Below are 26824 nucleotides of genomic sequence, written 5' to 3'. Positions count from 1 at the left end.
ATTTAAAAGAGGGTATTTTAGTTGAGAATTTACCAACTCAAAAATATATAGAAAATAAAGAAGCAAAGTTATTTATAAATATAAATACTAAAGAGGTTTTCTATAGATATACAGATATTAAAAGTAGCATAGAAGATAAAGTAAATTCTACAGAACAAACAATAGCAGATTTAACATTTCAACTAATGTCAAATGGGGTGATATAATGAATTGGTATAAAATAATTACAGATTTCTATAAGAATGATAACTGGACTAAAGAACAAGTTAAAACAGCAGTTACAAAGAATAAGATAACAGCAAGTGAATATAAAGAAATAACAGGAGAGGACTATGTAGCATAGTTCTTTTTCAATACAAAAAATTAGGAGGCTTACATGAATGAAGAACTTTTCAACGCAGATTTAAAACGACATGAAACAAGAATAAATAAGCATGAAGAAGAAATAGACGAATTAAAGATAGCGAATATAGAATCTAAAGCAGAATTAAAAGCATTGTGTGAGAATTTAAACTCACTTACCAGTATGCTCAAGTGGCTAATTGGAACAATGATTACAACACTTGTAGGATTCTTTATATTTGCAATACAGAGAGGAATATTTTAATTAGGAGGAAAATAAATGGATAATTTAATAAGTTTCATACCAGAGCAGTTGCTAATTTTAGTAGCTGCTCTTTATGTTATAGGAGCAGGATGTAAGAAATATAAACAACTAGATAATAAATATATTCCAGTAGTGTTATTGATACTTGGGATAGGTTTTTCAGTATGGATGCTGGGATTAAATGCTGATGCAGTCTTACAAGGTGTAATTTGTTGGGGTATATCAATAGGTATAAATCAAACTTACAAACAACTAAAGGAGGAAAATAAACAATGAAAATAGCAATAGTACCAGGGCATACACTAACAGGTAAAGGAACAGGAGCAATCGGATATATAGATGAAGGAAAAGAAAACAGAATACTAACTGACTTAATAGTGAAATGGTTAAAACAAGGTGGAGCAACTGTATATGCTGGTAAGATAGATAAATCGAATAATTATCTATCTGAACAATGTCAAATAGCAAATAAACAAGACATAAACTTAGCAGTACAAATTCATTTCAATGCAAATAATACAACTCTAAACTCAATGGGTACAGAAACTATATATAAAACTAATAATGGAAAAGTGTATGCAAATAGAGTAAATGATAAATTAGCAACAGTATTTAAAAATAGAGGTGCTAAATCAGATGTAAGAGGGCTTTACTGGCTTAGTCATACAAAAGCACCAGCAATATTGATTGAGGTATGTTTTGTAGATAGCAAAGCAGATACAGATTATTATATTAAAAATAAAAATACAGTTGCAAAGCTAATAGCTGAGGGTATATTAAATAAGAAAATAGATAATGAGGGAGTTAAACAGATGTACAAACATACAATAGTTTATGATGGAGAAGTTGACAAGATACCTGCAACTGTAGTTGGTTGGGGGTATAATGATGGAAAGATATTAATATGTGATATAAAAGATTATGTACCAGGTCAGACAGAAAATTTATATGTTGTAGGTGGAGGAGCGTGTAATAAGATAGGTTCTATAACCAAAGAGAAGTATACGGCAATAAAGGGAAATGATAGATTTGATACACTTTACAAAGCGTTAGATTTTATTAATAGATAGATTAATAAGGTAGCAACTAGCTTAAGTTGCTACCTTTTAAAGCGTAGGTATATAAGAAACTAAGTATAGCCATTTTCCAAATATCAATGATAGTATAAAGCCCGAAAGAAATATACCTAATATATACCATAAAAAAGTATTTAGATTCTTTTTCATAAATAACCACCAACTTATATTATATTTAATCTTCTTAATTAAAGTATATCAATAATAAGTATAAAGAGTATATAAAATATTACAAATATTAACAGGATACATAAAACTAGAAATATCATTTTTTATAACATAAAAACAAGAGAACTATATTTTTATTATTACAATTCTCTTGCTTTAAGTTGTTAATCCTTTATATATTCAAAAATTTCTTCTATGCTTACATTAAATACATTAGCAATATCAAATGCTAGTTTCAATGAAGGATTATATTTTCCGTTTTCTAGGTTGCCAATAGTTTCTCTTCTTACACCTACCAATGATGCAAGTTCTTCTTGATTCATATTGTACCTTGCTCTATATTCTTTAGTCTTTGAACGAATTATCATTATTCTAATCCTTTTCCTTCTTTATGTTGTAGATATGCGAAAATTCCTATAAAACTAATCATTGCTATAGAAAAGCTAATTCCTAGTCCATTTTCTATATTAGAAGTTTTATCTGAAATAATAGATATAACCATAGATGCTGATAATGATGTAAGTGTTAAGAAAAATGCTGGTGTTGCTGCTTTTCTTAAATTTTCTTTAAATAATTCATCTGGCATTATATTAAAGTATCTAAAGAAAACAAAAAACGCACAGAAGCTAATTGTATGTATTTCACCATTATATAATATACCAATTAGCCCTAGAAAACCTAAGAAACCTAAAAATCCAAGCTTATTTAGTTCTTTAAAATTTTTCATTAATAATTCCTCCCATACTATGCAATGTGATGTATTTTTAACTTCTTGTTAAGAATATATAACATTTTATGGTTGTCATGCAATATAAAAAATAAATTTAATATAAAAAAATATTTTATAAATATTACTTATCTATATTATTAATAAAATAAGTAGTTTTTTATTATTTAAAAAGAAATACATAAAACTATAGTAGAAGTTGTAACAATAAAACGAACGAAAATTATCATACTAAAACATAAGACATGTTATAATTGTATTAGATATATACATTAACATACACCAAAGCACTCTTTTTATAGGAGTGCTTATTTTTTTTGAAATATATTAATATAAACTATCAAGAACATTACTCAATACACCTTAAAATTGATTTAAATAGTTCTTTTTAACAACCTAAATTATATGATATAATAAAAAAATAGAAGTGTACTACGAATACACTTCTATAGTTGCAATTAAGCATTCTCATGGACGGGAGTGCTTTTTTTATTTTTCCAAATAATTTTGCTTTTTTCATCTGTAATTATTAAATCAATCTCATTTTCTTCTAATATTTCTTTTGCAGTACAAATAAGATTATCTAAATCAAAACTTCTTGTAACTTCTAGTTGCTTATTATTTATAATTCTCTTTAGTATGGAAATTTTAAAAGCACACATATTATAATCCTTTCTTTTAGCAACAGTTTATTTTAAATTGTAGATAAAACTAAAAAGGGTTATTCTAGAAAACAAATTCCATTTAATTATACCTACTTATCAATATCATCACTTGATGTAGGCAAGATTCTACCACATTTTCTCCGTACTTTAGTATAAAATCATTTAACTGTGTATCTATAAAATCACAATAATCATATGAATCACCTATATAAGCGGTTAATATGTGTGTACACATATCCATTTTTCCCATATACATTGTTCACCTCCCTAAAAACAAAAAGAATATATCTTTTTGGCAACTGGCTGACATAACTTATAATTAATTTTATAAGTTTTAGTCCCTATAGCTTTACGTCACTAAATTTCTCTAGTTTTGCTGATTTAGTTTTATTCTACAATTACAATGATACATTAGAATTAATTATTATTCAACATACCTGTCAGAAAATTAAAAATTTTAATAGTTATCTTAATAATATGAAAATTATTTCGCCTTAAAGAACAAAACAAATGGGTTGAATATATGGTAAATTTTACCTGTAGTTTTTGTATAAAAAAGCTCCTATTATTAATTTAAGCTAGATTGAATTTGAGGAAGTGACATAAAAATGGAGCAACAAGAGGTAATAGACAAACTATGTAGAGGGGAATTGATGTTGATGGAATATATGTGGAGGAAAAAGTCTATTCTATCTAAAAAAGAAATAATATTAGCAATGCAGGAGAGGCATAAATGGAGGAAAAGCACTACAGAAATTTTACTTAAAAGATTAGTAAAGATGAAAGTATTAAATAAGAAAAGAGCAGGTTTTAAATCAAATTATAAGGTACTAGTAACTAAAAAAGAATATTTAAGTGCTAGAAAAGAAGAAAGAAATACAAGTAGAGATAATAACTTTTTTATAAGAATATTTACAACAATACATAAAAGAAATAATATGATAGAAGAAAAATTAAAAAATTTATAAAAAATATGCAAAACATAGCAAAAAGATAATTTTATGTTTATATAGAAAGAAGGAAAATATTATGTTGAATAAAAAATTACCAGATGCAGAATTGAAACTCATGAAGTTTATTTGGAACTCAAGTTATAAAACTGTAATATCGAAAGATGTTGCAGATGAGATAGAAAAAATGTATGGCTGGAAACATACAACTACAATTACACTTTTAACTAGACTAACTAAAAAAGGTTTTTTAATATCTCAGCGAATTGGAAAACATGTACACTATACAGTATTAGTTAAAGAAAAAGAATATCTAAAATTGGAAGGTAAAAGAATTTTTGGAGGTTTACATAATAATCCTATCTCAGAACTAATTTCAAAGCTACATGATAAAGAGGAAATAACAGAAGAAAAAATACTAGAAATAGGAGAATGGATAAAAACTTGGCAGGATGAAGATTAATAGATACAAAAAGGTAGCATCTATATAAATAGTTGCTACCTTTTTTATTGCTGTGGATAGTTGTGTTGATAAGTTGTGGAAAACTTATATAAAAATTGTGGATAAAATATTTTACTGACATCTAACTGACAAAAGTTAAAAAAATAAATAGTCTGAACATTAAAAAATATTGAAAAATAGCCATATATAAAAAAATAAAATAAATAAAAGTAACACTTTATAAGTGTTATTCTTTTTATTATTAACAAAAAATGGTTAAAATGTTGACGGAGAGATAAAACTCTATTATCATAAGAAGTGGGGGGATTCAATGATTGACAAAGTATTCAATGTACAAGAATACTTAATCTAAAAAAATTTATGGAGGGAAAAATTATGAGTAAGAAAAAGATAGGTTTAGTGCCTAAACTAATCATCGGTATCATAGTCGGTATTTTAATCGGAAGTTATGCACCAGAAATAATAGTTCAAATATTAGTAACAGTTAGTACTTTATTCTCAGCATTCTTAAAGTTTGTCATACCATTTATAATTATAGGATTTGTAACAGCAGGGATAGCTGATTTAGCAACAGGAGCAGGAAAGTTATTAGGAATAACTACAGGAATAGCATATGGTTCTACTTTAATTGCAGGAGTATTGTCATTTGCAGTATCTATGTTAATATTTCCAAATTTTATTGATGCAAGTGTAGCAAGTCAAATTGGAGACCCAGAAGCAGGAATGTTAGCACCAATATTTACAATTCCACTAGAGCCTATGGTAGATGTAACAGCAGCAATAGTGTTTGCATTTGTAATGGGACTTGGAATATCAGCTTTAAGAAATCATGGAAAAGGAGAAGTTCTATTTAATTTCTTCCAAGAATTCCAAGAAATAGTAACGAAAACGTTGTCAACAGTAATTATACCCTTATTACCATTATATATAGCAGGAACTTTTGCAAATATAACTATAGCAGGACAAGTATGGACAATATTAGGAGTATTCTGGAAAGTTTATTTAGTTGTAATACCATTACACTTTGTATACATGGCATGTCAATTCACAGCAGCAGGAGCATTCTCAGGAAAGAATCCAATCAAAATGTTAAAAAATCAAATACCTGGATATTTAACAGCTATAGGTACTCAATCTTCAGCAGCAACTATACCAGTTAACGTTGGTTGTGCAGAAAACAATGGTGTAAGTAAACAAATAAGAGAATTCGTTGTACCTCTTTGTGCAACAATACATCTATCAGGTAGTATGATATCTATAACTGGATTTACAACAGCAGTTTTAATGATGAATGGTATGCCTCATGGAATCAATGTATTATTCCCTTACATTGCAATGTTGGGGATAGCAATGGTTGCAGCACCAGGAGCACCAGGAGGAGCTATAATGAGTGCACTTCCTTTCTTACCAATGGTTGGAATACCATCAGATGGTGGTCTTGCGAGCTTAATGATAGCTTTATACTTAACTCAAGATAGTTTTGGTACAGCATGTAATGTATCAGGAGATAATGCAATAGCAGTAGTTGTCGATAAAATAAATGATGGAATGAGTAAAAAAGGAAATAAAGAAAAGCAAAGTGCTTAATTTCTTAATAAATAAAAATGAGTTATCTCAAAAAGAGATAGCTCATTTTTTTATAATTATAAGTCTTTCGTAATTATATATTTTTGTATTCTTTATGCTAATCTGTATCTAGTATTTTTCTATCTAAAAACTGTTTTAAGAGATGATATTAATAATTTATTTTCATCAGGCTTTAATATACATACTCTAAAAAAGTATTCATCTAAACCTTCAAATGAATAACAATCTCTTATTATTATCTTTTGAGGAATTAGTTTCTCACGAAGAGCTTTAGCAGTAAATTCCTTTGTTTTAATTTTACATAATATAAAATTACCTTGAGTATCATATATATCTAGGCTGTCTATGCTTTTAAGCTCCCCAAGTAAGTAATTTCTTTCAGTATTCATTAAGGAAATAGTACTAGAGATAAAGTTTAAATCTCTAAACATTATTTCTCCCATCTTAGAGGCTATTATGTTGATATTCCATAAATCTAAGTTGTTATTTATTTTATTCTTAACAGCATTATCAGATATAAGTCCATATCCAAGTCTTATGCCTGGTGTTGAAAAAAATTTTGATGTTCCTCTTATAACAAATAAATTAGAATAATCATCGACTAATTGAGTAGAAGAGTATATATTTGTATCAGTAAACTCTACATAAGTTTCATCAATCATTAAAAATTTATTTGTGTTTTTTAATATTTCTTTTATTTCTATTTTGTTAAATGCAAATCCAGTTGGATTGTTAGGATTGCACATTACAACTAAATCATAGTCTTTAGAATTAATAGTCTTTATAAGATTTTCTAATTTTATATGAAAATTATCTTCTTCATTAGCAAAATATTTATCTATAGAACAATTAATTTTAGATAGTTCTTTTTCATACTCTGAATAAGCAGGAGAAAGTAAAAGAGCTTGTTTAGGGTTAATTGTATGTATAAAAGATGAAATTAATTCTGTAGCTCCACTACCAAGTACTATATTATCTATAGAACACTTACAGTAGTTAGATATAGAAGTTTTTAAGTCTATGTAATCAGGGTCAGGATACATAGATACTATATCTATATTGTTTACAATGTATTGTTTGGCTAAAACTGATGTACCAAAAGGGTTTATATTAGAACTAAAATCCATAAATTCTTCTTTTGAAAAGCCATACTTACTAGATAAACTATATAAATTAGCTCCATGATTTGTGCTCATAAAAGTACCTCCCAAAATAAAATTATATAATTAATAAAAATAACTGATTAATATATTTACATATAGATTATAATACAAAGGAATATTTATTCCAAATTTTTAAGAGAAAAAGCAAAAAAGTATGGATAAGCTGTTAATTTAGGTTTAAAAATGATGAAAAAGATTTTAATTGATATTTCAGTATGCTATAATATATAGGTTAATAGATGGAAAGCGGGAGGATTCAAGATGTACAAAGTTACAGGAAAAATGTTGACAGAAGAACAGATAAAAGCAAAAGTTTATGAATTAGGTAAAAAAATAGAAGAAGATTTTAAAGGTGAAGATTTACTAGTAGTAGGTATACTTAAAGGAGCTAGTGTATTTGTTTCAGATTTAATAAGATGTATAGATTTAGATGTAAATATAGATTTTATGAGTGTTACAAGTTATGGAAATTCAACAGAATCTTCTGGTACAGTTAAAATATTAAAAGATTTAGATGTAGATATTGAAGGAAAGAATGTGTTAATTGTAGAGGATATAATAGATTCTGGTTTAACATTAAGTAATCTAGTTGCAGCTTTAAAAACTAGAAATCCAAAATCTCTAAAATTATGCACTCTACTTGATAAGCCTCAAAGAAGAAAAGCTAATATACCTGTAGACTATGTTGGATTTGTTATAGAAGATAAATTCATTGTTGGTTATGGAATAGATTATGCTGAAAAATACAGAAATTTACCTTATATAGGTATAGTTGAGGATGTAGAATAGACTTAAATGTGAATTAAAAGCACTAATCTCTGTAGGAGTTAGTGCTTTTTAATTAAGTATATAAAATTTTAGTAAAGGAGACATCGGTATGGATATTCAATTGAGTATATTATTATTTTTCCAGAGTTTAAGAAATCCAATTTTAAATTTTATATTTCTTGTATTTACAGTAAGTACAGAAGCACCATTATTGATATTAATTACAGCAGTTATATATTGGTGTATAAATAAAAAATGTGGACAAAAAATGTTGTTCGCGATAGTTGGAAATTTTATTGTGAACCTAGGTATTAAAGAATTTATAAAAGCTCCTAGACCAATAGGTATAAAAGGTCTTGAATCACTGAGAGTTTCTACCGCTGGAGGATACTCTTTTCCAAGTGCACATACTCAAACTGCAACTACATTTTGGGTTAGTATTATGACTATATTTAAAAGAAACTATATACGTTTGTTGGGTGCAGTGATGGTTTTAGGAGTAGGATTATCTCGACTATATTTGGCTGTTCATTGGCCTATAGATGTAATTGCTGGTTGGATACTTGGCATATTTTTTACCATTGTATTTGTAAAAGTATTTGACTATATCGATGATAATAAAAAATATATTTTTCTTGTAGCATTACTCATCCCATTTATATTAATAGCAATATTTCTAAAAAGCCCTGAATATTTTGAAAAATTTGGTATTCTAGTAGGATTTATATTTGGGTATATAGTTGAAGATAAGTTTGTTAAATTTACTACAGAAAATAATAATAAAAAGATTAATTTTAGTAATAAAAATAAAAAGAGCAAAAACATAGTATTTTCGAGAATATGTAGGTTTTTGATTGGAATAGTCACAATAGGAATTTTATATGTTGCTATTAAAGTGTTGATTTCAATATTAATAACGACTTTAAATATAAGTGACTCTAGTATGAGTATAATTTTCATGAATTTTATTAAGTATACATTGGTTGTTTTTTATGGAATAGCAGGAGCTCCTGCATTATTTAAAATTTTGAAATTAAATTAATTTAATTTGTACTATTGTATAGAGACTAATTTAATTTTAAGAAAATTTAAGGGTAGAAAAGAGTGATTATTTGAAGAAAATAGTAGTAATAGGCGGTGGACCAGCAGGGATGATAGCAGCCTCAACTGCATCTGAAAGAGGGTTTGATGTAACTTTAATTGAAAAAAATCATAAGTTAGGCAAGAAGCTTGCAATAACAGGAAAAGGTAGATGCAATATAACTAATGATTGTGATATAGAAGAATTAATAGAAAATGTTCCTACAAATGGTAAATTCTTATATAGTGCTTTTTACACTTTTACAAATGATGATGTAATAAGTATGTTTAATAATCTTGGAGTAAAAACTAAAACAGAAAGAGGAAAAAGAGTTTTTCCAGAAAGCGATAAAGCGTTTGATGTTGTAAAAGCTCTTGAAAAACAAGTAAGAAGCAAAAAAGTAAATATATTATTAAACTCTAAGGTAGAAAAAATAATATCTAAAAATAATAAAATTGAAAAAGTAGTTCTAAGCAATAAAAAAGAAATCAAGTGTGATTCTGTCATAATAGCAACGGGTGGATTAAGTTATCCACTTACTGGTTCTACTGGTGATGGATATAAATTTGCTATTTCGCAGGGTCATACTATTGTAGATACAAAACCATCTTTGATTGGTATGGAAGTTCAAGAAGGTTTTGTAAAAGATTTAGAAAAATTATCATTAAGAAATGTTGAAATAAGTGTGTTTAATAGTAAAAAAAAGAAAGTGTATAATGATTTTGGAGAACTTGAATTTACTAAATTTGGTTTAGATGGACCTATAATAAAGTCTGCAAGCTGTAGGATGAAAGATACAACTAAAGAAAATTATACTATACTGTTGGATTTAAAACCTGCATTAGATGAAGAAAAATTAGATAAAAGAGTTCAAAAAGATTTTCAAAAATATACAAATAAAAAATTTGAAAAAGCATTGGATGACTTGCTTCCTAAAAAACTTATACCTATAATAATAAATTTAAGTGAGATTTCTCCAGATACAGTTGTTCATCAAGTTTCTAGAGAACAAAGAAAAAATTTAGTTCATTTACTAAAAAATTTGAAATTTACAGTAAAAAGATATAGACCTATTGACGAAGCCATAATAACTTCTGGTGGAGTAAAAGTGAATGAGATAAACTCAAGTACAATGGAATCAAAATTGATAGAAGGTTTATTTTTTGCTGGTGAAGTAATAGATATAGATGCGTACACAGGAGGATTTAATTTGCAAATAGCTTTTTCGACTGGATATTTGGCAGGTTTTAATTGCTAAAAATTACCTGAATTAAAAATGTTTAAAATCACATAATATTATCAGCAACACAAAATAAATTAAACAGAAGGAAGGTAATCAACATGGCAAGTAACAATAACAACAACAAAACAGTAGTACCAGGAGCAAAAGAAGCTTTAAACCAAATGAAATTAGAAATAGCTAATGAACTTGGTATGAGTAATTATCAACAAGTTGATAAAGGAAACCTTACTGCAAGAGAAAATGGTTATGTAGGTGGATACATGACTAAAAAATTAGTTGAAATGGCTGAACAACAAATGGCTGGAAAAAACAACAGATAGTTAATAAATAATTATTTATAACTATTAGGCTATTGTTATAGCTAGAGCTATCTCAAATATAGAAAGTAATTTCTAAATTGAGATAGCTTTTTTTTATTAAGTTTTATATGTCGATATTTTTATGTAATAAATTTTAGAAATCTGGATAAAATAGTACAAATGAATATATTACATAAGGAGTGATGTAAAATGAGTAGTGTAAACTTTGAAGATTTAAAAAATAAATTTATTAATAGTGATTTAGATGAAAAAATAAGAATATATACGACAACAGAAGGATTATCAGTAGAACAGTTTAAAGAACTATTAAAATATTATCCAATACAACACTTATCTAAATTAGAAAAAGCTCTTGGATAATATCATATAGAAATAAAAATTAAAAAGGCAATTTGTTTAATATAAAAAAATAGATTTTATATTAAATAAATTGCCTTTTTATAATAAATTTATTTTATTATGCTTTTGATATATAATTATATATTCTCTCATTTCCAAGTTCAATAGACCCAGTATTGATAAGTGTAATAATACCTTCTATATCCTTAGGAGTCAGGTACTTGTATGGAATTGATAGATTATAACCAGTATCATGTAATAAATTTTTCAATTGAATTATTTGAGTGATATTAAAACTTTTTATAGACTTAGTAGATTTTTTTCTTGAATTAGACAAATTTTCATTTTGTATTTTTATTAAAGTTTCAATATAGTCTATATAAGATAACTTAAATTCATATTCACTTATTATTTTTTCATCAAGTATACTATTTATAAAATCTTGAGATAATATATTATCTGCAAATTTATCTGCTGTTAATTTTCCAGATATAATACCTTTTTGGTATTTTCTAAGAATTTTTTTTGTATAGCAGTATATTTTATTTCTTGTTTCTAAATCGAGTTGTTCTATTTGCACAAAAACACTTCCTTTTAATTGTAAGAATATTTATTTTGAAAAGTTTATACTTAGTCTATAAAGTTTTAATAATTTATTTACAATAAATACTAAATTATAAAATATTTGTTATTTTTTATTATTACCAAGTATAAAAAATATTATAATTGTAAAACTTACAAATATATGTAAAATATTTAGGAGTGATGAAAATGTTAAATGGGATAATAAAACTTTTTTATTCTGAAATTGTAAAAACAAAGATTAATAACTTAGATTCAAGTGGATATTCATTAAGGGATGAATGTAAAGAAATCAGAAATATAACTTTAAAGATAGACAGTGTGTTTTTTAAACTTTTAAAGTTAGTTTTTGGTTCAATACTGCTTATTGTAGCATTTAATCTAAATTGGATATTAGGTATAGGAGTATTTTTAGTTGGAGTGGTATACATTCTTTATAAGAGAAATATGGAAGAACAAGTGAAGGAACATATAAACAATGTAAAAAATAATATCGACATCTCTAAGATAACTTTTATGGATGAAAAGGGAAGAACAGGTCTAAATGCATTGATTACATTACTTCTTATAGGAATATTGACAGGATTTAACTGGATATTAGTTCTTAGTTTTGTCGTTGTTTTTGTTTTTACTATAAAGAATGTATGTTAAAATACTAATAAATAGTTTAATATATAGGGGGAGAAATTGAGTATGACTAATGGCAATTATAAAATGAAGAATTTAGTGGAAATATCTGCTATGGTGACTGAATCTACAGATTTTTTTAATATAAAAGATAAAATAATAGAAAAAATGTTAGAGGTTGTTCACCCTACAAAGGCATGTGTAAATCTATTTTATAAAAATGATTCTAAATATGCCTATTTAGTATGTTCACAAACTTTAGAATATGTACCTCAAATTTTTCCAATCAATAGTCTTAAAGGTGCAAAAATTGATTTTGACACATATCCAGAATATATACATGAAGCTGTAAATGAGAAAAAGATAATATATGTAAAAAATGTATTTGAAGATTCTAGAGCAGAAGGGGAACGAGATTTAGCAAAATCTGAAGGTTACATTGGTAGAATAGTTTTTCCTTTTATCATAAATAATGAAGTAGTTGGATTTATGACTTGCTTTTTGACAGAAGAAGATTTTCTAACAGAACAAGATATAGACTTTATATCTTCTGTTGCATCTCTCTTAAGTTTATCAATAGAAATAACTAATAAAAATAATAATGTACAAATTTTGGTTGATAAATTAAGAGGTTCAATAAGTGCTATAAATGAAGCTACTAAAAAATTATATCTCAATAAAAGTATAGATGGATTTTTAGAAAACTTAAGTAAACAGGCGTGTAATATCACTAATAGTAAAGAAGCTTTGATAATTATAACAGGTCATGATAATAAAGATAAGATATTTAGCTGTTATAATACAGAGCATAAGAAGAAAACAAATTTATATCCTATGTTAGACAAGTTTGTAAATAAAGAATCCTTAGGAGGATATTTAAATAATTTAAAACCATGTTCACAAAAAGGGATAAACTTGGAAAGTTATATATATTACAAACTCCAAGATAAAAATGAGACTATAGGATGCATTGTTTGTGCAAACAGCAAAAACTACACTAGTGATGATTTAAATATTCTTAGTATATTATCTAAACAGGTTTTGGTTGGTATGCAGTTATATGAGCACAATGAAAAAGAAGTAAAGCACAAGGTTCTTGAGAATGAGTTAAATGTATTAAATAAACAGCAACAACTTATTATGGACAAAGGTAAAATGGATTGTAATGATGAAAAAGAACTTTATTTTTATCATAAACCAGCAAGAGTAGTAGGTGGAGATTTTTACTATGCTACAAAGGTAGATTCTGAACACATAGTTTATATTGTTGCTGATGTAATGGGTCATGGAATGGTTTCGAATTATGTTGTTGCAATGATAAAAGGTGCTTTTAAAGTGTTATGTAATCAGTATAAGACACCACAAGAAATAATGACAAATTTAAATAGTATGTTATATGATGAATTTGACAAGATGGGAGTATTTACAACTTGTTTGATTGGACTTATAGATATTAAAGAAAATATGATTACAGTATCTAATGCAGGACACTATAGCCCTGTAGTTGTAAAAAAAGATGGAACAATAGAAACTAACTTAAATTGTAAAAAGGGAATACCTATTGGGGTAATGGAAGATGCAACATATGAAAACAATACTCTTTCAATGGAAGATTATGCAATGGTATGTATGTATACTGATGGAATTTTAGAAATAAAAAATAAATCAAAAGAAGAATATGGTATAGATAGATTAGAAAACTTTTTAAAAGAAAATTTTAGATTAAATCACCAGTTGATAGTAGAAAATTTAAAATTAGATTTAAGAAACTTTTCATCAAAAGATAATTATGATGATGATATTTTAATTGTTATGTTAAAGGATAGGTAGATTGATTATGGATTTAAATAATAAAATAGAACTTGAAAGTCCAGAAATTATAATAATAAATGGAAGTCCGAGAAATAATAGAAACTGTAGTTTTATAGCAAATGAAATAAAACTTAAATTAGAAGAGAGTGGACTTAGTAGTAAAATATTCAATATATATGATATGTATATTGAATATTGTACAGCATGTGGGTTTTGTAATAAGACAGGGTATTGCAAATTTAATGATGATATGAAACCTTTATATAAAATGTTTGATAAATCAAAAGGAACTATAGTAATAAGTCCTGTACATTTTGATTCAATATCAGCTAAAGTAAAAACTGTTGTTGATAGAACTCAAGCTATCTATGCGAGTAAGTATATATTAAATAAGCCTTCAATTGATAGGAATAAAAAGCGTATAGGTATGTACATTGCAGTAGGAGGTAGTAAACCTTATGATTCACAATTTAAAGGTGGGCAAATAGTTATGGACTTTTTCTTTAAGAGTATAAATACTAAACTTTTACACAATATATATTTAAACAATACAGATAATATACCCTACAGAGATAATCAAGAGTTTAAAGACACTCTGTCGAAGAGTCTAAAAGTTTATATTGAATCAATATAATTTGATTTTGTAAGTAATATTATGTATAATTGTATTGCAATAATTTAAAAATAATTAAAGGAGGGAATTTCAATGAAATTACCAATAGCATTATCTAATAAACATGTTCATTTGAGTCAAGCTGATATAGACGTATTATTTGGAGCAGGTCATGAATTAACTAAATTTAAACCATTATCTCAACCAGGACAATTTGCCTGTGAAGAAAAAGTTGATTTAGTCGGTCCAAAGGGGACTCTAAAAGGAGTTAGAGTTTTAGGACCAGCTAGACCTCAAACTCAAGTTGAGATTTCTTTAGCAGATGGATTCCCATTAGGAGTAAAAGCTCCAATAAAAGAATCTGGTGATATAGCTGGAACTCCTGGTGTTAAATTAGTAGGACCAGCTGGAGAAGTTGAAATGAAAGAAGGAGTTATAGTTGCTTCTAGACATATACATATGAGCAATGAAGATGCTGCTAAATTTGGTGTAACTGATAAACAAATAGTAAAAGTTAAAACATCTGGACCAAGAGCATTAGTATTTGAAAATGTATTAGTAAGAGCTAGTGATAGCTTTAATTTAGAAATGCATGTTGACATGGAAGAAGGAAATGCAGCAGGTGTTAAAAATGGAGATTTAGTAGAATTAATAGTTGATTAGTTTTATGTATGAAATTTATGCTAGTGAATATTTTATTTACTAGCATATTTTTTAATGTAATAAATTTCTATATTATAAATTTAATCTATCAGATTAGTTTATAATATAAAGGGGTATTATGAAAATTATAATAAAAACTTACAAAAATATGATATAATATGGTAAAATTAGATATATAAAATTTATATATGATAAAGAAGGCTCTTTTACTCCTAATACCAATATATGCAAATAGATAAAAAAGTTTGAAAAATCTAACTTAATTTATTATATATTGTATACAAAATTATGAAAAAAACTTAACATATTTAATTTAAAAAAAAATCTACTTAAATATGTAATTAATTTACAATTTTCAAAGGAATTTTATCAAATCTGTAGTATTATATTAGAAGATAGAGTATTTGCGCGACTATGTGTGTTTATATTTTTGTTGTGTAAATTATATGTAAATATAAAAAAATAGACTTGTTATAAACAAGTACAATTGTAGCTATCAAGGAGGATACATATTATGGCTAAGTTTATGAAAACACTTGATGGGAATACAGCTGCAGCTCACGTTGCCTATGCATTTACAGATGTAGCAGCTATATACCCAATCACACCATCTTCAACTATGGCTGAAGTAGTTGATGAATGGGCGTCACAAGGAAGAAAAAATATATTTGGACAAAAAGTTAATGTTGTTGAAATGCAATCAGAAGCAGGAGCAGCAGGAGCATTCCACGGTTCTTTACAAGGTGGAGCTTTAACTTCTACTTTTACAGCATCTCAAGGTTTATTATTAATGATACCTAACATGTATAAAGTTGCAGGGGAGTTATTACCAGGAGTATTCCATGTAAGTGCTCGTGCTTTAGCATCTCAAGCTTTATCAATATTTGGGGATCATCAAGACGTTATGGCTGCTAGACAAACTGGATGTGTATTATTAGCTTCTGGTTCAGTTCAAGAAGTAGCTGATATAGCACCTGTTGCACATTTAGCTGCAATAGAAGGTAAATTACCATTTATACATTTCTTTGATGGATTCAGAACTTCACATGAAATCCAAAAAGTGGAATTATTAGAAAATGAAGATTATGCAAGTTTATTAAACTTTGAAGCAGTTCAAGCATTTAGAGATAATGCTTTATCTCCAAATCACCCAGTTACTCGTGGTACTGCTCAAAACCCAGATATATATTTCCAAACTAGAGAAGCTTCTAACAAATACTATCAAAATATAGTAGGTATAGTTGAAAAATACATGGAAAAAATGAGCGATTTAACAGGTAGAAAACATAGTTTATTTGATTACTATGGAGCAGAAGATGCTAAATCTATATTAATTGCTATGGGTTCTGTAACAGAAACAATAGAAGAAACTATAGATTACTTAAATGCTAAGGGAGAAAAATATGGTTTAGTTAAAGTTCATTTATATAGACCATTCTCAATGAAACATTTCTTAGATGCTGTGCCATCTACTGTTGAAAGAATATGTGTACTTGATAGAACTAAAGAGCCAGGTTCAACTGGTGAACCATTATACTTAGATGTACGTGATGTATTCTATGGAAAAGAAAATGCTCCTATGATAATAGGTGGAAGATACGGATTAGGTTCAAAAGACACTACTCCTTCAGATATAAAAACTGTTTTTGATAACTTAGTTTCAGAACAACCTAAGAATGGATTTACAGTAGGTATAGTTGATGATGTAACTAATACTTCTTTAGCTCCATCTGAATCAATTAAAATAGCTTCTAAAGGAACTATAAGATGTAAGTTCTGGGGATTAGGTTCTGACGGTACTGTTGGAGCTAACAAACAAGCTATAAAAATAATCGGTGACCACACTGAAAAATATGCTCAAGCTTACTTTGATTATGACTCTAAAAAATCTGGTGGTATAACTATGTCTCACTTAAGATTTGGTGATACTCCAATAAGAGCTACTTATTTAATAGATGAGGCTGACTATATTGCCTGTCATAAACAATCATATGTTTATCAATATGATTTATTAAAAGGTCTTAAAAAAGGTGGTACATTTGTACTTAACACTATATGGGACCAAGCAGGAATTGAAGAAAACTTACCAGCTCATATGAAACAATATATAGCTAAAAATGATATAAAATTCTATACAGTTAATGCTGTTAAACTAGGACAAGAAATAGGTCTTGGAAATAGAATAAACATGATAATGCAATCTGCATTCTTTAAATTAGCTGAAATAATACCAGAAGAAGATGCTGTTAAATACTTAAAAGATTCTATAGTTAAAGCTTATGGTAAAAAAGGTGAAAAGATAGTTAACATGAACTATGCTGCTGTTGATGCAGGAATAAATGCTTTAGTTAAAGTTGAAGTTCCAGCTTCTTGGGCAAATGCTGTTGATGCAGATAAAGAAGAAGTTAAAGAACCAGAATTTATAAGAAATATATTAAGACCAATGACTGCACAAGAAGGTAATAACTTACCAGTAAGTACATTCAATGGTATAGAAGATGGAACATTCCCTTGTGGTACTTCAGCTTATGAAAAACGTGGTATAGCTGTTGATGTTCCTGAGTGGGTAATGGATAACTGTATCCAATGTAACCAATGTTCTTTTATATGCCCTCATGCATGTATAAGACCAGTTTTAGTTACAGAAGAAGAATTAGCTAATGCTCCAAAAGGATTTGAAGCTAAAAAAGCATTAGGTAAAGGATTAGAAGGATTAAAATATAGAATCCAAGTTAGTCCACTAGATTGTACAGGATGTGGAAACTGTGCTGACATATGTCCAGCTAAAGAAAAAGCTTTAGTTATGAAACCAATAGATACTCAACTTGATACAGAGTTAGATAACTGGGCATTTGCAGTAAATCCTGAAGAGGTAGCTCCAAAAGTTGATGTTATGCCTGCAAACACTGTTAAAGGAAGTCAATTTAGACAACCATTAATGGAATTCTCAGGAGCATGTGCTGGATGTGGAGAAACTGCATACATCAAGTTAGTTACACAATTATATGGAGATAGAATGATGATATCTAATGCTACTGGATGTTCTTCTATATGGGGAGCTTCTGCACCTTCAACTCCTTATACTTGTAACCATGAAGGCAAAGGTCCATCTTGGGCAAACTCTTTATTTGAAGACAATGCTGAATACGGATTTGGTATGTACACAGCTGTTAAACAAATAAGAGGAAAAATAGTAGATGCTATGACAGAATTAGTTTCTATGGATATCTGTGAAGATGCTAAAGCAGTATTTACAGAATGGTTAGATTCTAGAAATGATGGAGAAGCATCTAAAGTAGCAAGTGCTAAAGTTGTTGAATTATTAGAAAAACCAGCTTGTGATTGCACAGATGAAAAAGCTAAAGAATTAGTAAAAGCTATAAGAGATAGAAAAGATTATCTAGTTAAGAGATCTCAATGGATACTAGGTGGAGACGGTTGGGCATATGACATCGGTTACGGTGGATTAGACCATGTTCTTGCATCTGGCGAAAATGTAAATGTACTTGTATTTGATACAGAAGTATATTCAAATACAGGAGGTCAAGCTTCTAAAGCTACTCCAGCTGCTGCTATGGCTAAATTTGCTGCAGCAGGTAAACAATCTAGAAAGAAAGACCTAGGTATGATGGCTATGACTTACGGAAACGTATATGTAGCTCAAGTTGCTATGGGTGCTGATAAAAACCAATTTATCAAAGCTGTTCTAGAAGCTGAAAAACATGATGGACCATCTTTAATAATAGCTTACGCTCCATGTATAAACCATGGATTAAAAGAAGGTATGGGAAGAACTGTAGCTAACGAAGCACAAGCTGTTGCTTGCGGATACTGGCATTTATACAGATTCAATCCAGAAGTAAAAGCTGAAGGTAAAAACCCATTCACTTTAGATTCTAAGGAACCAACTGCAAGTTTCAGAGATTTCATACTTGCACAAGTAAGATACTCTGCTATAGCTAAACAATTCCCAGAAGAAGCTGATGGATTATTTGCAAAAGCTGAAGCTGATGCTAAAGAAAGATACGAAGGATATAAAAAATTAGCTGAATAATAATTAAAATATTATAATGCTTATTTAAGATATGATTTGATAATAATTAGGGATACTATTAAAAAATAGTATCCCTTTTTTATTTATATCAAACTGTGAGAATTAAGATTTTGTTTCGGTATATTGTCTATGTATTTTAGGAGTATTTTAGGAAGAAACATACCTGTTTTGTTGCGATAAATAATATAATTGTTTCCAAATTCATTTATCATGTCTTTTTCTTCTTTTTTTGCTAATCTATAATATACAATTACTAGTATAGACCACATAATTTTTCAAAACTGATGTTATTATTTCAAAGTTATATAACATCAACAGTTGAATCTTCAATTGATGAATATCTTCATCAACAATTTAATGCTTCAATCCATGAAAAATCTCTTGCAGAAATACTTACTTCACTTTCTACTATTGTTGCAGAACTATTTCAACAAGGAGTGGAAGAAGGCATATTTAAATGTGAATATACTTTAGAAGTATCAGAGATAATTTTATCTGTTTTTACTTTTTTACTTGACCCAGGTATTTTTTATTGGAATAAAGAGGAGAAAAAACGCAAGTTAGAAGCATTAAGTTTGATTTTAGAAAGAAGTCTAATGGCACCAAAAGGAAGGTTTAATTTTTTTATAAGGGATTTTTAAATTATTTAATTATTAAATAATATTTATAATATAGGAATTTATATTTTATATTCAAATATAAGTATTCATTTTTGTGATTTAGCTTTGAATCTATCATTTTAAAAGAATCTATATTTAGTATAAAAAATATATTAAAGATAAAACACTATATAATAGTATAGATACAAAAGAGTATCCCATTTAAGATTTTTAAAAATCATCTTGAGATACTCTTTTTGTATATATAGAAAAAGAGTATTTTATCCTACAAAGATTTGTGTCCAGTAAATTGAACCACCACTTTTTTGTGCTACTCCAACACCTATTTTACTGTAATTTGGATTTAATATATTTTTTCTATGACCTTCAGAATTCATCCAAGCATTTACAACTTCTTTTGGTGTTTTTTGTCCCATTGCTATATTTTCACCAGCTGTTTTATAGCTTATCCCAAACTTTTTCAACATGTCAAATGGAGAACCATAAGTTGGAGAATTATGTGCAAAGTAGTTGTTGTCAATCATATCTTGAGATTTTTTTGTAGCGACATTTGATACATCAGCATCAAGAGTAAGTGGATTTAATCCAGCTTTAGATCTCTCTACATTTACTAAATCAACAACTTCTTTTTGGTAAGCTGAAAAATTTCCAGTTGTAGAGCCTGAATTGTTATTATCTTCAGGTTTATTAGATTCTGAGTTATTATTATCTTCAGGCTTATTATTAGAGTCTGAATTGTTGTTGTCCTCAGGTTTATTAGATTCTGAGTTATTATTGTCTTCAGGCTTATTATTAGAGTCTGAATTGTTGTTGTCCTCAGGTTTATTACTATCTTCAGGCTTATTAGTAGAACCTGAATTGTCATTATCTTCAGGCTTAGTAGAGTCTGAGTTATTATTATCCTCAGGTTTATTAGTAGAACCTGAGTTATTGTTGCCATTAGGCTTGTTAGTAATATTACAATTCTTGTCATTGTGATTTTTATCTTTACAAGAATTATCTTTGTCAGGTTTAAGTTCTGGTTTTACAGAACAATTTGGTTTTGCTGAAAACTTAAATTTAGCATTAGTATATACTAAATTTTTATTACTTATATTCATATTATTTTCAAGTGACGAAGCACTTGCAGTAACAGCACTGGAAGCTGTTGCTAAGGTTAACACTCCTAAAGCTAGTATAGTTTTTAATTTTGTTGGTATATTTTTTCTCATTATAAACACCTCTCAATCTAAAAATTCTAAAAATGTTACTAAATTGTAACCTTTAGTGTAGGGGGTACCCGTGCATTTATACTAACATAGAATCAAGTGTTTTTTTACTGTAAAGATATGTAAATAAAATATACCTGGAATAAATAGGTATATTTTATGATGTTTGATAATTTTCATCATTAATCTGCATAGTATGGAATAACTGCTTTAGAAGAAATAGTGTTTTTATAATAATTCTATGATGTAAAATTCTGGTTGTGGTAAATTTTTTTTATAGTTAGTGATATTTATTTAATATATACTTTGAAAATCAGTAAAAAAAGTATCTTTAATTAGATTCTTGAAAATAGAAAAGCCATCTATCATAAATAGATGACTTTTTATATAATAAATTGTAGTTTGATTTAGTTTAATACATTAGTAATCCTAATGTAATTACAATGATTTCTGCTATTAATGAACCAACTGCAACCACAATAAAAGTTTCTTTAAAACCAGTTTTATGTGTTAATTTAGATAAACTCAAGAATGTAAGAAACACACCACTTTGAGGTACTATTGTTAATATATTTGAAGCAATTGTAGCAACACGATGGATTAACTCTGGGTTCATACCAGTACTTAGATAATAATCTGCAAAGTTCGGCATTACTATTCCCAAAGCCCCAGAAGAGGAGCCTGTTATTGCTGACATTGTTGAAGTTAAAACAGTAAGACTTATAAGTGGACTACCTGGTATTGACATGATAAGTTTACTGAATATATCAAAGCCTGGTGCAGCCATTATTACAGCTCCAAATGCAACAGCAGAAGATGTTGCAAAAATAGGTCCTATAGAACCACTAGCACCAATACTCAATGTTTGTATTTTTGATGATAAAAATTTACGGAATAGAAAAGCAGATAAAACAATTGCAACTATTAAAGCTATGTAAATTACATTTTTTTTCATAAACTCTGAACCAAAAGTACTTCCAGATATTGCTATGACTACAAGTGACAATAGAGGAAAAATACTTGCAAAAAACCCTGGTAACTCTCTATCTAAAGATTCTTCTTCTACATCTGAAGTGTAAGTTGCATAAGTTTCTCCTTTCCTAAGACTCTTGTTTAAAGTATATTTCATGTATACCAGACCAAATACAGCACAACCTATACTTCCTGCAATACTTGGTATAGCTGCTGCAGTAAGAGATGTGTTTAAGTACTGAATAGGAATAACATTTTGAATAGCTGGTGTACCAGGAATCATAGTCATAGTAATTGTTGCAATTCCAAGCCAAAGAGGTATCTGAATAAGATTCCAAGAAATATCAAGTTTTTTAAATAGAGTTCTTGCAAGTGGAATAACTGCAAACATAACTACAAATAAACTTATTCCACCATATGTTAATATAAAACTTACTATAAATATAGCCACTAAAACTCTATAAGGGTGATTAGAACCAAATTTATTTAGAATAAAATCAGCTATAGATACAGTAGCTCCACTTTCCTCCATAAACTTGGCAAGTATAGAACCTAACAAGAATATTGCAAAGTAACTCATTATATAGTTTCCAAGTGCTCCCATATAATTATTTTTGTCAGCACCCAGCATTGATGTCACAACATCCATTTTATTTAAGAGAACAACTATCAAAGTTGCTATTGGAGCAGCTATAGTTATATGAATTTCTTTAACTGAAAAATATATAATAGCTATAATACCAATAATTATACCAATTGGTGCGATAATACTCATAAATATCCCTCCTTAGTAGAAGGACCTGAAGAATAAATTCCTCAAGTCCTAAATATGTAATAATTATTGTGCAGTATATCCTCCATCTAGTAGGCAAGCTTGTCCTGTAATTCCTTTAGCCTTATCACTAGCTAAGAACATTGCATAATCAGCAATTTCTTGAACATCTAGTAGACGTTTTTGAGGTACAAGTGGATATAGAACTTCTTCTAATACATTTTCTAGTGGTACATTACGAGTTTTTGATAGGTCATTAAATTGACCTCTAACAAGTGGAGTATCTACATATCCAGGGCATATAGCATTAACTGTTATACCTGAGTCAGCAGCTTCAAGTGCAGCAACTTTTGTTAGACCTATAAGTCCATGTTTAGCTGAATTGTAAGCAGCTTTACCAGCAAATCCAATTACACCATTGATTGAAGCCATGTTTATTATACGACCAAATCCTTGTTTTTTCATTATAGGGAATACTTTTTTAGTAGCTATAAAAGGTGCTGTTAACATTATTTTTATCATAAATTCAAATTTATCAGTTGGGAAATCTTCTATCATAGCAACATGTTGAAGACCAGCATTATTTATTAGTATGTCCAATCTTCCATATTTTTCTATAGTTTTATCTATTGCATGGTTAATTTCTTCTTCTTTAGTTACATCACACTTTACATTTGCACAATCATAACCTTCTTTTTGTAATTCTGATGTAACTTTATCTAGCGCTTCTTGATTTATATCAGAGAATACTACCTTAGAACCATTCTTCAAGAATGATTCAGCTATTTGTTTACCTATTCCACTTGCAGCTCCTGTTACGAATACAACTTTGTCTTTAACCATTTTTATTTCCTCCAATTTAATTTTATTTTTATATTAATTTTTTGTATTAATATTTTACATCTTTTAAATTTATTTTCTGATGTAATTTTGATTAATTTTAAATAATCGATGCCTCTTTATTTAATGAATCTGACAATATTAAAGGTGCTTCAGTAGCAGAAAGAACTTCGTCTAATGTGAAGATAGGATTTATTTCTATAAGAAGGAGTCCATCTGTAGTTACTTCTATAACTCCCATCTCAGTTACAATTAAATCTACAGCATTGGTTGCAGTAAGTGGGAGAGTACAGTTATTTAATATTTTTGCTGAACCTTTTGAAGTGTGTTCCATTGCTACAATGACTTTTTTTGCTCCAGTTACTAAATCCATAGCTCCACCCATCCCAGGAACCATTTTACCTGGAATCATATAATTTGCTATGTTACCATATTTGTCAACTTGGAGTGCTCCAAGAACAGTTATATCTACATGACCTCCTCTAATTATTCCAAAAGAAGTGGCACTATCGAAAAAACAACCTCCAGGAAGGATAGTAACTGGCTGACCACCAGCATTTACAATAGTTTCATCACTTGAATTTCCACTTTCAGCTGGTCCTAGACCTAGAAATCCATTTTCAGATTGTAAAATAACGTTTACCTCATCTGGAATATAATTGGCTACTTTGGTTGGTAAGCCTATACCAAGGTTTACAACAGCTCCATCCTTTAATTCCTTAGAGACTCTGTTTGCAATATATTCTTGTATTTCTAATTTATCCATTATAAATTACCTCCTTCAACGATGTAATTCACAAAAATACCTGGTGTAGTAACTTCATTTGGGTCGATATCACCTATTTCAACAATTTCGCCTGCCTCGACTATTGTAATATTAGCAGCTGAAGCCATTAAATTATTAAAGTTATTCATAGAACCTTTGTAAACTAAGTTACCTGCTTTATCTACCTTTGAAGCAAATAAAAGAGCAACATCAGCATGAATTGGTTTTTCAAGAAGATATTCTTTACTATCGACAACAATCTTTTGCTTTCCTTCTTCTATAAGAGTACCAATGCCAGTTGGTGTTAGTATTCCACCTAAGCCATAACCAGCTGCACGAATTTGTTCAGCAAGAGTTCCTTGAGGAACTAATTCAACACATGTTTCATTATCATTCATCTGTCTTCCTGTTTCTTTGTTTAATCCTATGTGAGAGGCAATTATCTTTTTGAACTGCTTATTAACAACCATCTTTCCAACACCCTTGTCAATAAAACCAGTATCATTACAAACTAATGTTAAATCTTTTATACCTTTATCACATAAATAATCAATTAAATTTTCTGGGGAACCATTGGCCATGAATCCACCAACCATTACTGTATCTCCATCTTTGATGTGAGATAGAGCCTCATCAATGCTAACTATTTTATTCATATTTCCTCCTATCGTGAAACTATCATCGCTATTCCTTGACCACCACCAATACAAAGTGTTGCAAGGCCAGTTTCTACTTTACGTTTTTGCATTTCATAAATAAGGGTTACAAGTACTCTAGCTCCACTTGCTCCTATTGGATGTCCTAGTGCTATTGCACCACCATTTACATTTAGTTTAGACGAATCTATTTGAAGTTCATTTTTAACTGCAAGTGCTTGTGCTGCAAATGCTTCATTCGCCTCTATCAAATCTATATCATTAATATTAAGACCTACTTTTTCTAGTGCTTTTTTAGTTGCAGGAATTGGACCAGTTCCCATTATTTCAGGTTCTACACCAGATGATGCATATGATTTTATTGTAGCAAGCGGCTTAAGCCCAAGTTCATCTGCTTTTTGTTGACTCATTAGTATCATCATTGCTGCACCATCATTGATTCCTGATGCATTTCCAGCTGTTACAGTACCATCTTTTTTAAAGGCAGGTTTAAGCTTGGATAGTATTTCAGATGTCATGCTTAATTTAGGATATTCGTCTGTATCAATAGTTTTAATTTCTCTATGATTTATCGCAGCTTCTACTGGAACAATTTCATCTTTAAAACGATTGTTTTTTATAGCTTTTTCAGCTTTATTTTGGCTTTCTAGTGCTATTTTATCTTGCATTTCCCTTGTAATTCCAAATTTATCAGCAACATTTTCGGCAGTAATTCCCATATGATATTGATTGAAAGCATCTATAAGACCATCTGTTAGCATACTATCTACCATAGTAACATTGCCCATTTTACTACCAAAACGAGCAGTAGGAATAATGTAAGGTGATTGACTCATATTTTCAGTACCACCTGCAATTACTACATCATTTTCACCAGCTATAATTGATTGAGCTGCTAGTTGAATACTTTTAAGTCCTGAACCACATAATTTATTTACTGTGTAACTTGGTACAGAACTCGGTATACCTGAGTTTATGGCAATTTGCCTAGCAACATTTTGTCCAAGACCTGCTTGTAGAACATTTCCAATTATCACTTCATCTATCTCAGATAAATCAAGTTTTATACGTGATATAGCTTCCTTAGCAGCTACAACTCCAAGTTGAACAGCAGAAGTATTTTTAAATACGCCACCAAAGTTTCCTATAGGTGTTCTTACTGCTGATACAATTACTACATCTTTCATGTTTAATAGTTCCTCCTTGAATGATTATTTGAAATTTTCTGAATAAAAAACTTTGAAGAACACTATAATAAATTACTTATAATACAAGCTTGTTTTTAAGTAGTTTAATTATTTTTATTCCTAATGCCTTAGGTTTTCCTCTTTCTAACTATAGATTACGGCTAAAAATGTGTTTTGTCTAAGTCTAATTTTTTATACAACATATAAGGAAAATTTATAGGATAAAAATTTAGAATATATATATAGGAATATTTTGTTAAAATATTAATGAAATTATTTCGCTTTTCTTATAAAA

The 26824-nt window shown here is 28.6% G+C and carries 31 protein-coding genes and 1 riboswitch; of the genes, 19 read left to right on the top strand and 12 right to left on the bottom strand.

Translation table 11 applies throughout. The features are described 5' to 3' along the window. From IC219_RS06445 to IC219_RS06425, 5 genes are all read left to right on the top strand, one after another. On the top strand, positions 1-206 hold a 206-nt coding region (locus IC219_RS06445; RefSeq protein WP_227853306.1), incomplete at its 5' end, for a hypothetical protein. After that, on the top strand, positions 206-343 hold the full coding sequence (locus IC219_RS06440; RefSeq protein ID WP_227483879.1) for an XkdX family protein: 138 nt from the start codon (positions 206-208) through the stop codon (positions 341-343). The genes IC219_RS06445 and IC219_RS06440, both read left to right, overlap by 1 nt. 33 nt (positions 344-376) lie before the next feature. After that, positions 377-607, top strand: coding sequence for a hemolysin XhlA family protein (locus IC219_RS06435; protein WP_227830804.1), 231 nt, complete (start codon positions 377-379; stop codon positions 605-607). Between the two features lie 15 nt (positions 608-622). Then, the gene (locus IC219_RS06430) at positions 623-883 is read left to right on the top strand and encodes a phage holin family protein (protein ID WP_227483477.1); all 261 of its coding nucleotides are present in this window, start codon (positions 623-625) and stop codon (positions 881-883) included. Continuing rightward, complete coding sequence (locus IC219_RS06425) at positions 880-1677, top strand: N-acetylmuramoyl-L-alanine amidase (RefSeq protein WP_227830803.1); 798 nt, start codon at positions 880-882, stop codon at positions 1675-1677. The genes IC219_RS06430 and IC219_RS06425 overlap by 4 nt, the downstream gene beginning before the upstream one ends. Positions 1678-2015: 338 nt before the next feature. On the opposite strand, the gene IC219_RS06420 is transcribed toward IC219_RS06425, so the two are convergent. From IC219_RS06420 to IC219_RS06405, 4 genes are all read right to left on the bottom strand, one after another. Then, on the bottom strand, positions 2016-2219 hold the full coding sequence (locus IC219_RS06420; RefSeq protein ID WP_021384460.1) for a helix-turn-helix transcriptional regulator: 204 nt from the start codon (positions 2217-2219) through the stop codon (positions 2016-2018). After that, positions 2219-2578 (bottom strand): DUF3796 domain-containing protein, encoded by a 360-nt coding sequence (locus tag IC219_RS06415; protein ID WP_227483884.1) that lies wholly within the window; start codon positions 2576-2578, stop codon positions 2219-2221. The genes IC219_RS06420 and IC219_RS06415 overlap by 1 nt, the downstream gene beginning before the upstream one ends. A gap of 458 nt (positions 2579-3036) precedes the next feature. After that, a complete protein-coding gene (locus IC219_RS06410; RefSeq protein WP_227830802.1) occupies positions 3037-3240 on the bottom strand; it encodes a hypothetical protein in 204 nt (67 codons plus the stop codon). 82 nt (positions 3241-3322) lie between these two features. Next, the gene (locus tag IC219_RS06405) at positions 3323-3499 is read right to left on the bottom strand and encodes a hypothetical protein (RefSeq protein ID WP_227483801.1); all 177 of its coding nucleotides are present in this window, start codon (positions 3497-3499) and stop codon (positions 3323-3325) included. Between the two features lie 35 nt (positions 3500-3534). Then, a riboswitch (cyclic di-GMP riboswitch) is annotated at positions 3535-3631 on the bottom strand. Between the two features lie 220 nt (positions 3632-3851). On the opposite strand from IC219_RS06405, the gene IC219_RS06400 reads away from it, so the two are divergent. From IC219_RS06400 to IC219_RS06390, 3 genes are all read left to right on the top strand, one after another. Further along, complete coding sequence (locus IC219_RS06400) at positions 3852-4211, top strand: BlaI/MecI/CopY family transcriptional regulator (RefSeq protein ID WP_227830801.1); 360 nt, start codon at positions 3852-3854, stop codon at positions 4209-4211. A gap of 61 nt (positions 4212-4272) precedes the next feature. After that, complete coding sequence (locus IC219_RS06395) at positions 4273-4656, top strand: BlaI/MecI/CopY family transcriptional regulator (RefSeq protein WP_227830800.1); 384 nt, start codon at positions 4273-4275, stop codon at positions 4654-4656. 375 nt (positions 4657-5031) lie between these two features. Beyond that, positions 5032-6243 (top strand): dicarboxylate/amino acid:cation symporter, encoded by a 1212-nt coding sequence (locus tag IC219_RS06390; RefSeq protein ID WP_227483798.1) that lies wholly within the window; start codon positions 5032-5034, stop codon positions 6241-6243. Between the two features lie 119 nt (positions 6244-6362). Here the strand turns inward: IC219_RS06390 and IC219_RS06385 are convergent, their stop codons facing one another. After that, on the bottom strand, positions 6363-7439 hold the full coding sequence (locus tag IC219_RS06385; protein WP_227830799.1) for a pyridoxal phosphate-dependent aminotransferase: 1077 nt from the start codon (positions 7437-7439) through the stop codon (positions 6363-6365). A gap of 228 nt (positions 7440-7667) precedes the next feature. Between IC219_RS06385 and hpt the strand changes: the two genes are divergently transcribed. The 5 genes from hpt to IC219_RS06360 all read left to right on the top strand — a co-directional run bounded on the left by hpt (position 7668) and on the right by IC219_RS06360 (position 11178). Beyond that, positions 7668-8195 carry a hypoxanthine phosphoribosyltransferase gene (gene hpt / locus IC219_RS06380; protein ID WP_227432377.1) on the top strand — a complete coding sequence of 176 codons (528 nt, stop codon included), beginning with the start codon at positions 7668-7670 and terminating at the stop codon, positions 8193-8195. 88 nt (positions 8196-8283) lie between these two features. After that, positions 8284-9216, top strand: coding sequence for a phosphatase PAP2 family protein (locus IC219_RS06375; protein ID WP_227483796.1), 933 nt, complete (start codon positions 8284-8286; stop codon positions 9214-9216). Positions 9217-9286: 70 nt separating this feature from the next. Further along, on the top strand, positions 9287-10513 hold the full coding sequence (locus IC219_RS06370) for an NAD(P)/FAD-dependent oxidoreductase (RefSeq protein ID WP_227483795.1): 1227 nt from the start codon (positions 9287-9289) through the stop codon (positions 10511-10513). 83 nt (positions 10514-10596) lie between these two features. Beyond that, positions 10597-10818, top strand: coding sequence for an alpha/beta-type small acid-soluble spore protein (locus IC219_RS06365; RefSeq protein ID WP_227432380.1), 222 nt, complete (start codon positions 10597-10599; stop codon positions 10816-10818). 189 nt (positions 10819-11007) lie between these two features. After that, positions 11008-11178 carry a hypothetical protein gene (locus tag IC219_RS06360; protein ID WP_003416012.1) on the top strand — a complete coding sequence of 57 codons (171 nt, stop codon included), beginning with the start codon at positions 11008-11010 and terminating at the stop codon, positions 11176-11178. A 97-nt stretch (positions 11179-11275) separates the two neighbouring features. On the opposite strand, the gene IC219_RS06355 is transcribed toward IC219_RS06360, so the two are convergent. Further along, positions 11276-11737: a hypothetical protein gene (locus IC219_RS06355; RefSeq protein WP_227432381.1), complete on the bottom strand. Its 462-nt coding sequence runs from the start codon at positions 11735-11737 to the stop codon at positions 11276-11278. Between the two features lie 191 nt (positions 11738-11928). Here IC219_RS06355 and IC219_RS06350 point away from each other — a divergent pair, with 191 nt between their 5' ends. The 6 genes from IC219_RS06350 to IC219_RS06325 all read left to right on the top strand — a co-directional run bounded on the left by IC219_RS06350 (position 11929) and on the right by IC219_RS06325 (position 20149). Then, positions 11929-12390 (top strand): hypothetical protein, encoded by a 462-nt coding sequence (locus IC219_RS06350; RefSeq protein WP_227483794.1) that lies wholly within the window; start codon positions 11929-11931, stop codon positions 12388-12390. A gap of 42 nt (positions 12391-12432) precedes the next feature. Continuing rightward, positions 12433-14196 carry a GAF domain-containing SpoIIE family protein phosphatase gene (locus IC219_RS06345; RefSeq protein ID WP_227432383.1) on the top strand — a complete coding sequence of 588 codons (1764 nt, stop codon included), beginning with the start codon at positions 12433-12435 and terminating at the stop codon, positions 14194-14196. A 7-nt stretch (positions 14197-14203) separates the two neighbouring features. Next, the gene (locus IC219_RS06340; RefSeq protein WP_227483793.1) at positions 14204-14812 is read left to right on the top strand and encodes a flavodoxin family protein; all 609 of its coding nucleotides are present in this window, start codon (positions 14204-14206) and stop codon (positions 14810-14812) included. A 72-nt stretch (positions 14813-14884) separates the two neighbouring features. Further along, positions 14885-15454, top strand: a complete 570-nt coding sequence (gene pduL, locus IC219_RS06335; RefSeq protein ID WP_227432385.1) for a phosphate propanoyltransferase — start codon at positions 14885-14887, stop codon at positions 15452-15454. A gap of 514 nt (positions 15455-15968) precedes the next feature. Beyond that, the gene (nifJ, locus tag IC219_RS06330) at positions 15969-19508 is read left to right on the top strand and encodes a pyruvate:ferredoxin (flavodoxin) oxidoreductase (RefSeq protein WP_227432386.1); all 3540 of its coding nucleotides are present in this window, start codon (positions 15969-15971) and stop codon (positions 19506-19508) included. Positions 19509-19792: 284 nt separating this feature from the next. Beyond that, on the top strand, positions 19793-20149 hold the full coding sequence (locus tag IC219_RS06325; protein ID WP_227432387.1) for a hypothetical protein: 357 nt from the start codon (positions 19793-19795) through the stop codon (positions 20147-20149). A gap of 239 nt (positions 20150-20388) precedes the next feature. Here IC219_RS06325 and IC219_RS06320 read toward each other — a convergent pair whose 3' ends face one another. The 6 genes from IC219_RS06320 to IC219_RS06295 form a co-directional block, all read right to left on the bottom strand. Continuing rightward, positions 20389-21339: a CAP domain-containing protein gene (locus tag IC219_RS06320; protein WP_227432388.1), complete on the bottom strand. Its 951-nt coding sequence runs from the start codon at positions 21337-21339 to the stop codon at positions 20389-20391. Positions 21340-21748: 409 nt separating this feature from the next. Then, the gene (locus tag IC219_RS06315) at positions 21749-23083 is read right to left on the bottom strand and encodes a GntP family permease (RefSeq protein ID WP_227432389.1); all 1335 of its coding nucleotides are present in this window, start codon (positions 23081-23083) and stop codon (positions 21749-21751) included. A gap of 63 nt (positions 23084-23146) precedes the next feature. After that, on the bottom strand, positions 23147-23923 hold the full coding sequence (locus tag IC219_RS06310; protein ID WP_227483788.1) for a 3-hydroxybutyrate dehydrogenase: 777 nt from the start codon (positions 23921-23923) through the stop codon (positions 23147-23149). A 97-nt stretch (positions 23924-24020) separates the two neighbouring features. Continuing rightward, complete coding sequence (locus tag IC219_RS06305; RefSeq protein WP_227824225.1) at positions 24021-24686, bottom strand: 3-oxoacid CoA-transferase subunit B; 666 nt, start codon at positions 24684-24686, stop codon at positions 24021-24023. After that, positions 24686-25342 (bottom strand): CoA transferase subunit A, encoded by a 657-nt coding sequence (locus IC219_RS06300; RefSeq protein WP_227824224.1) that lies wholly within the window; start codon positions 25340-25342, stop codon positions 24686-24688. The genes IC219_RS06305 and IC219_RS06300 overlap by 1 nt, the downstream gene beginning before the upstream one ends. Before the next feature lie 8 nt (positions 25343-25350). Beyond that, complete coding sequence (locus tag IC219_RS06295) at positions 25351-26529, bottom strand: acetyl-CoA C-acetyltransferase (RefSeq protein ID WP_227830798.1); 1179 nt, start codon at positions 26527-26529, stop codon at positions 25351-25353. Positions 26530-26824 lie beyond the last annotated feature (295 nt).

Source organism: Clostridioides sp. ES-W-0018-02 (genome assembly GCF_020658175.1).
GTDB lineage: Bacteria > Bacillota > Clostridia > Peptostreptococcales > Peptostreptococcaceae > Clostridioides.
This window is presented reverse-complemented; position numbering and strand designations above follow the sequence as displayed.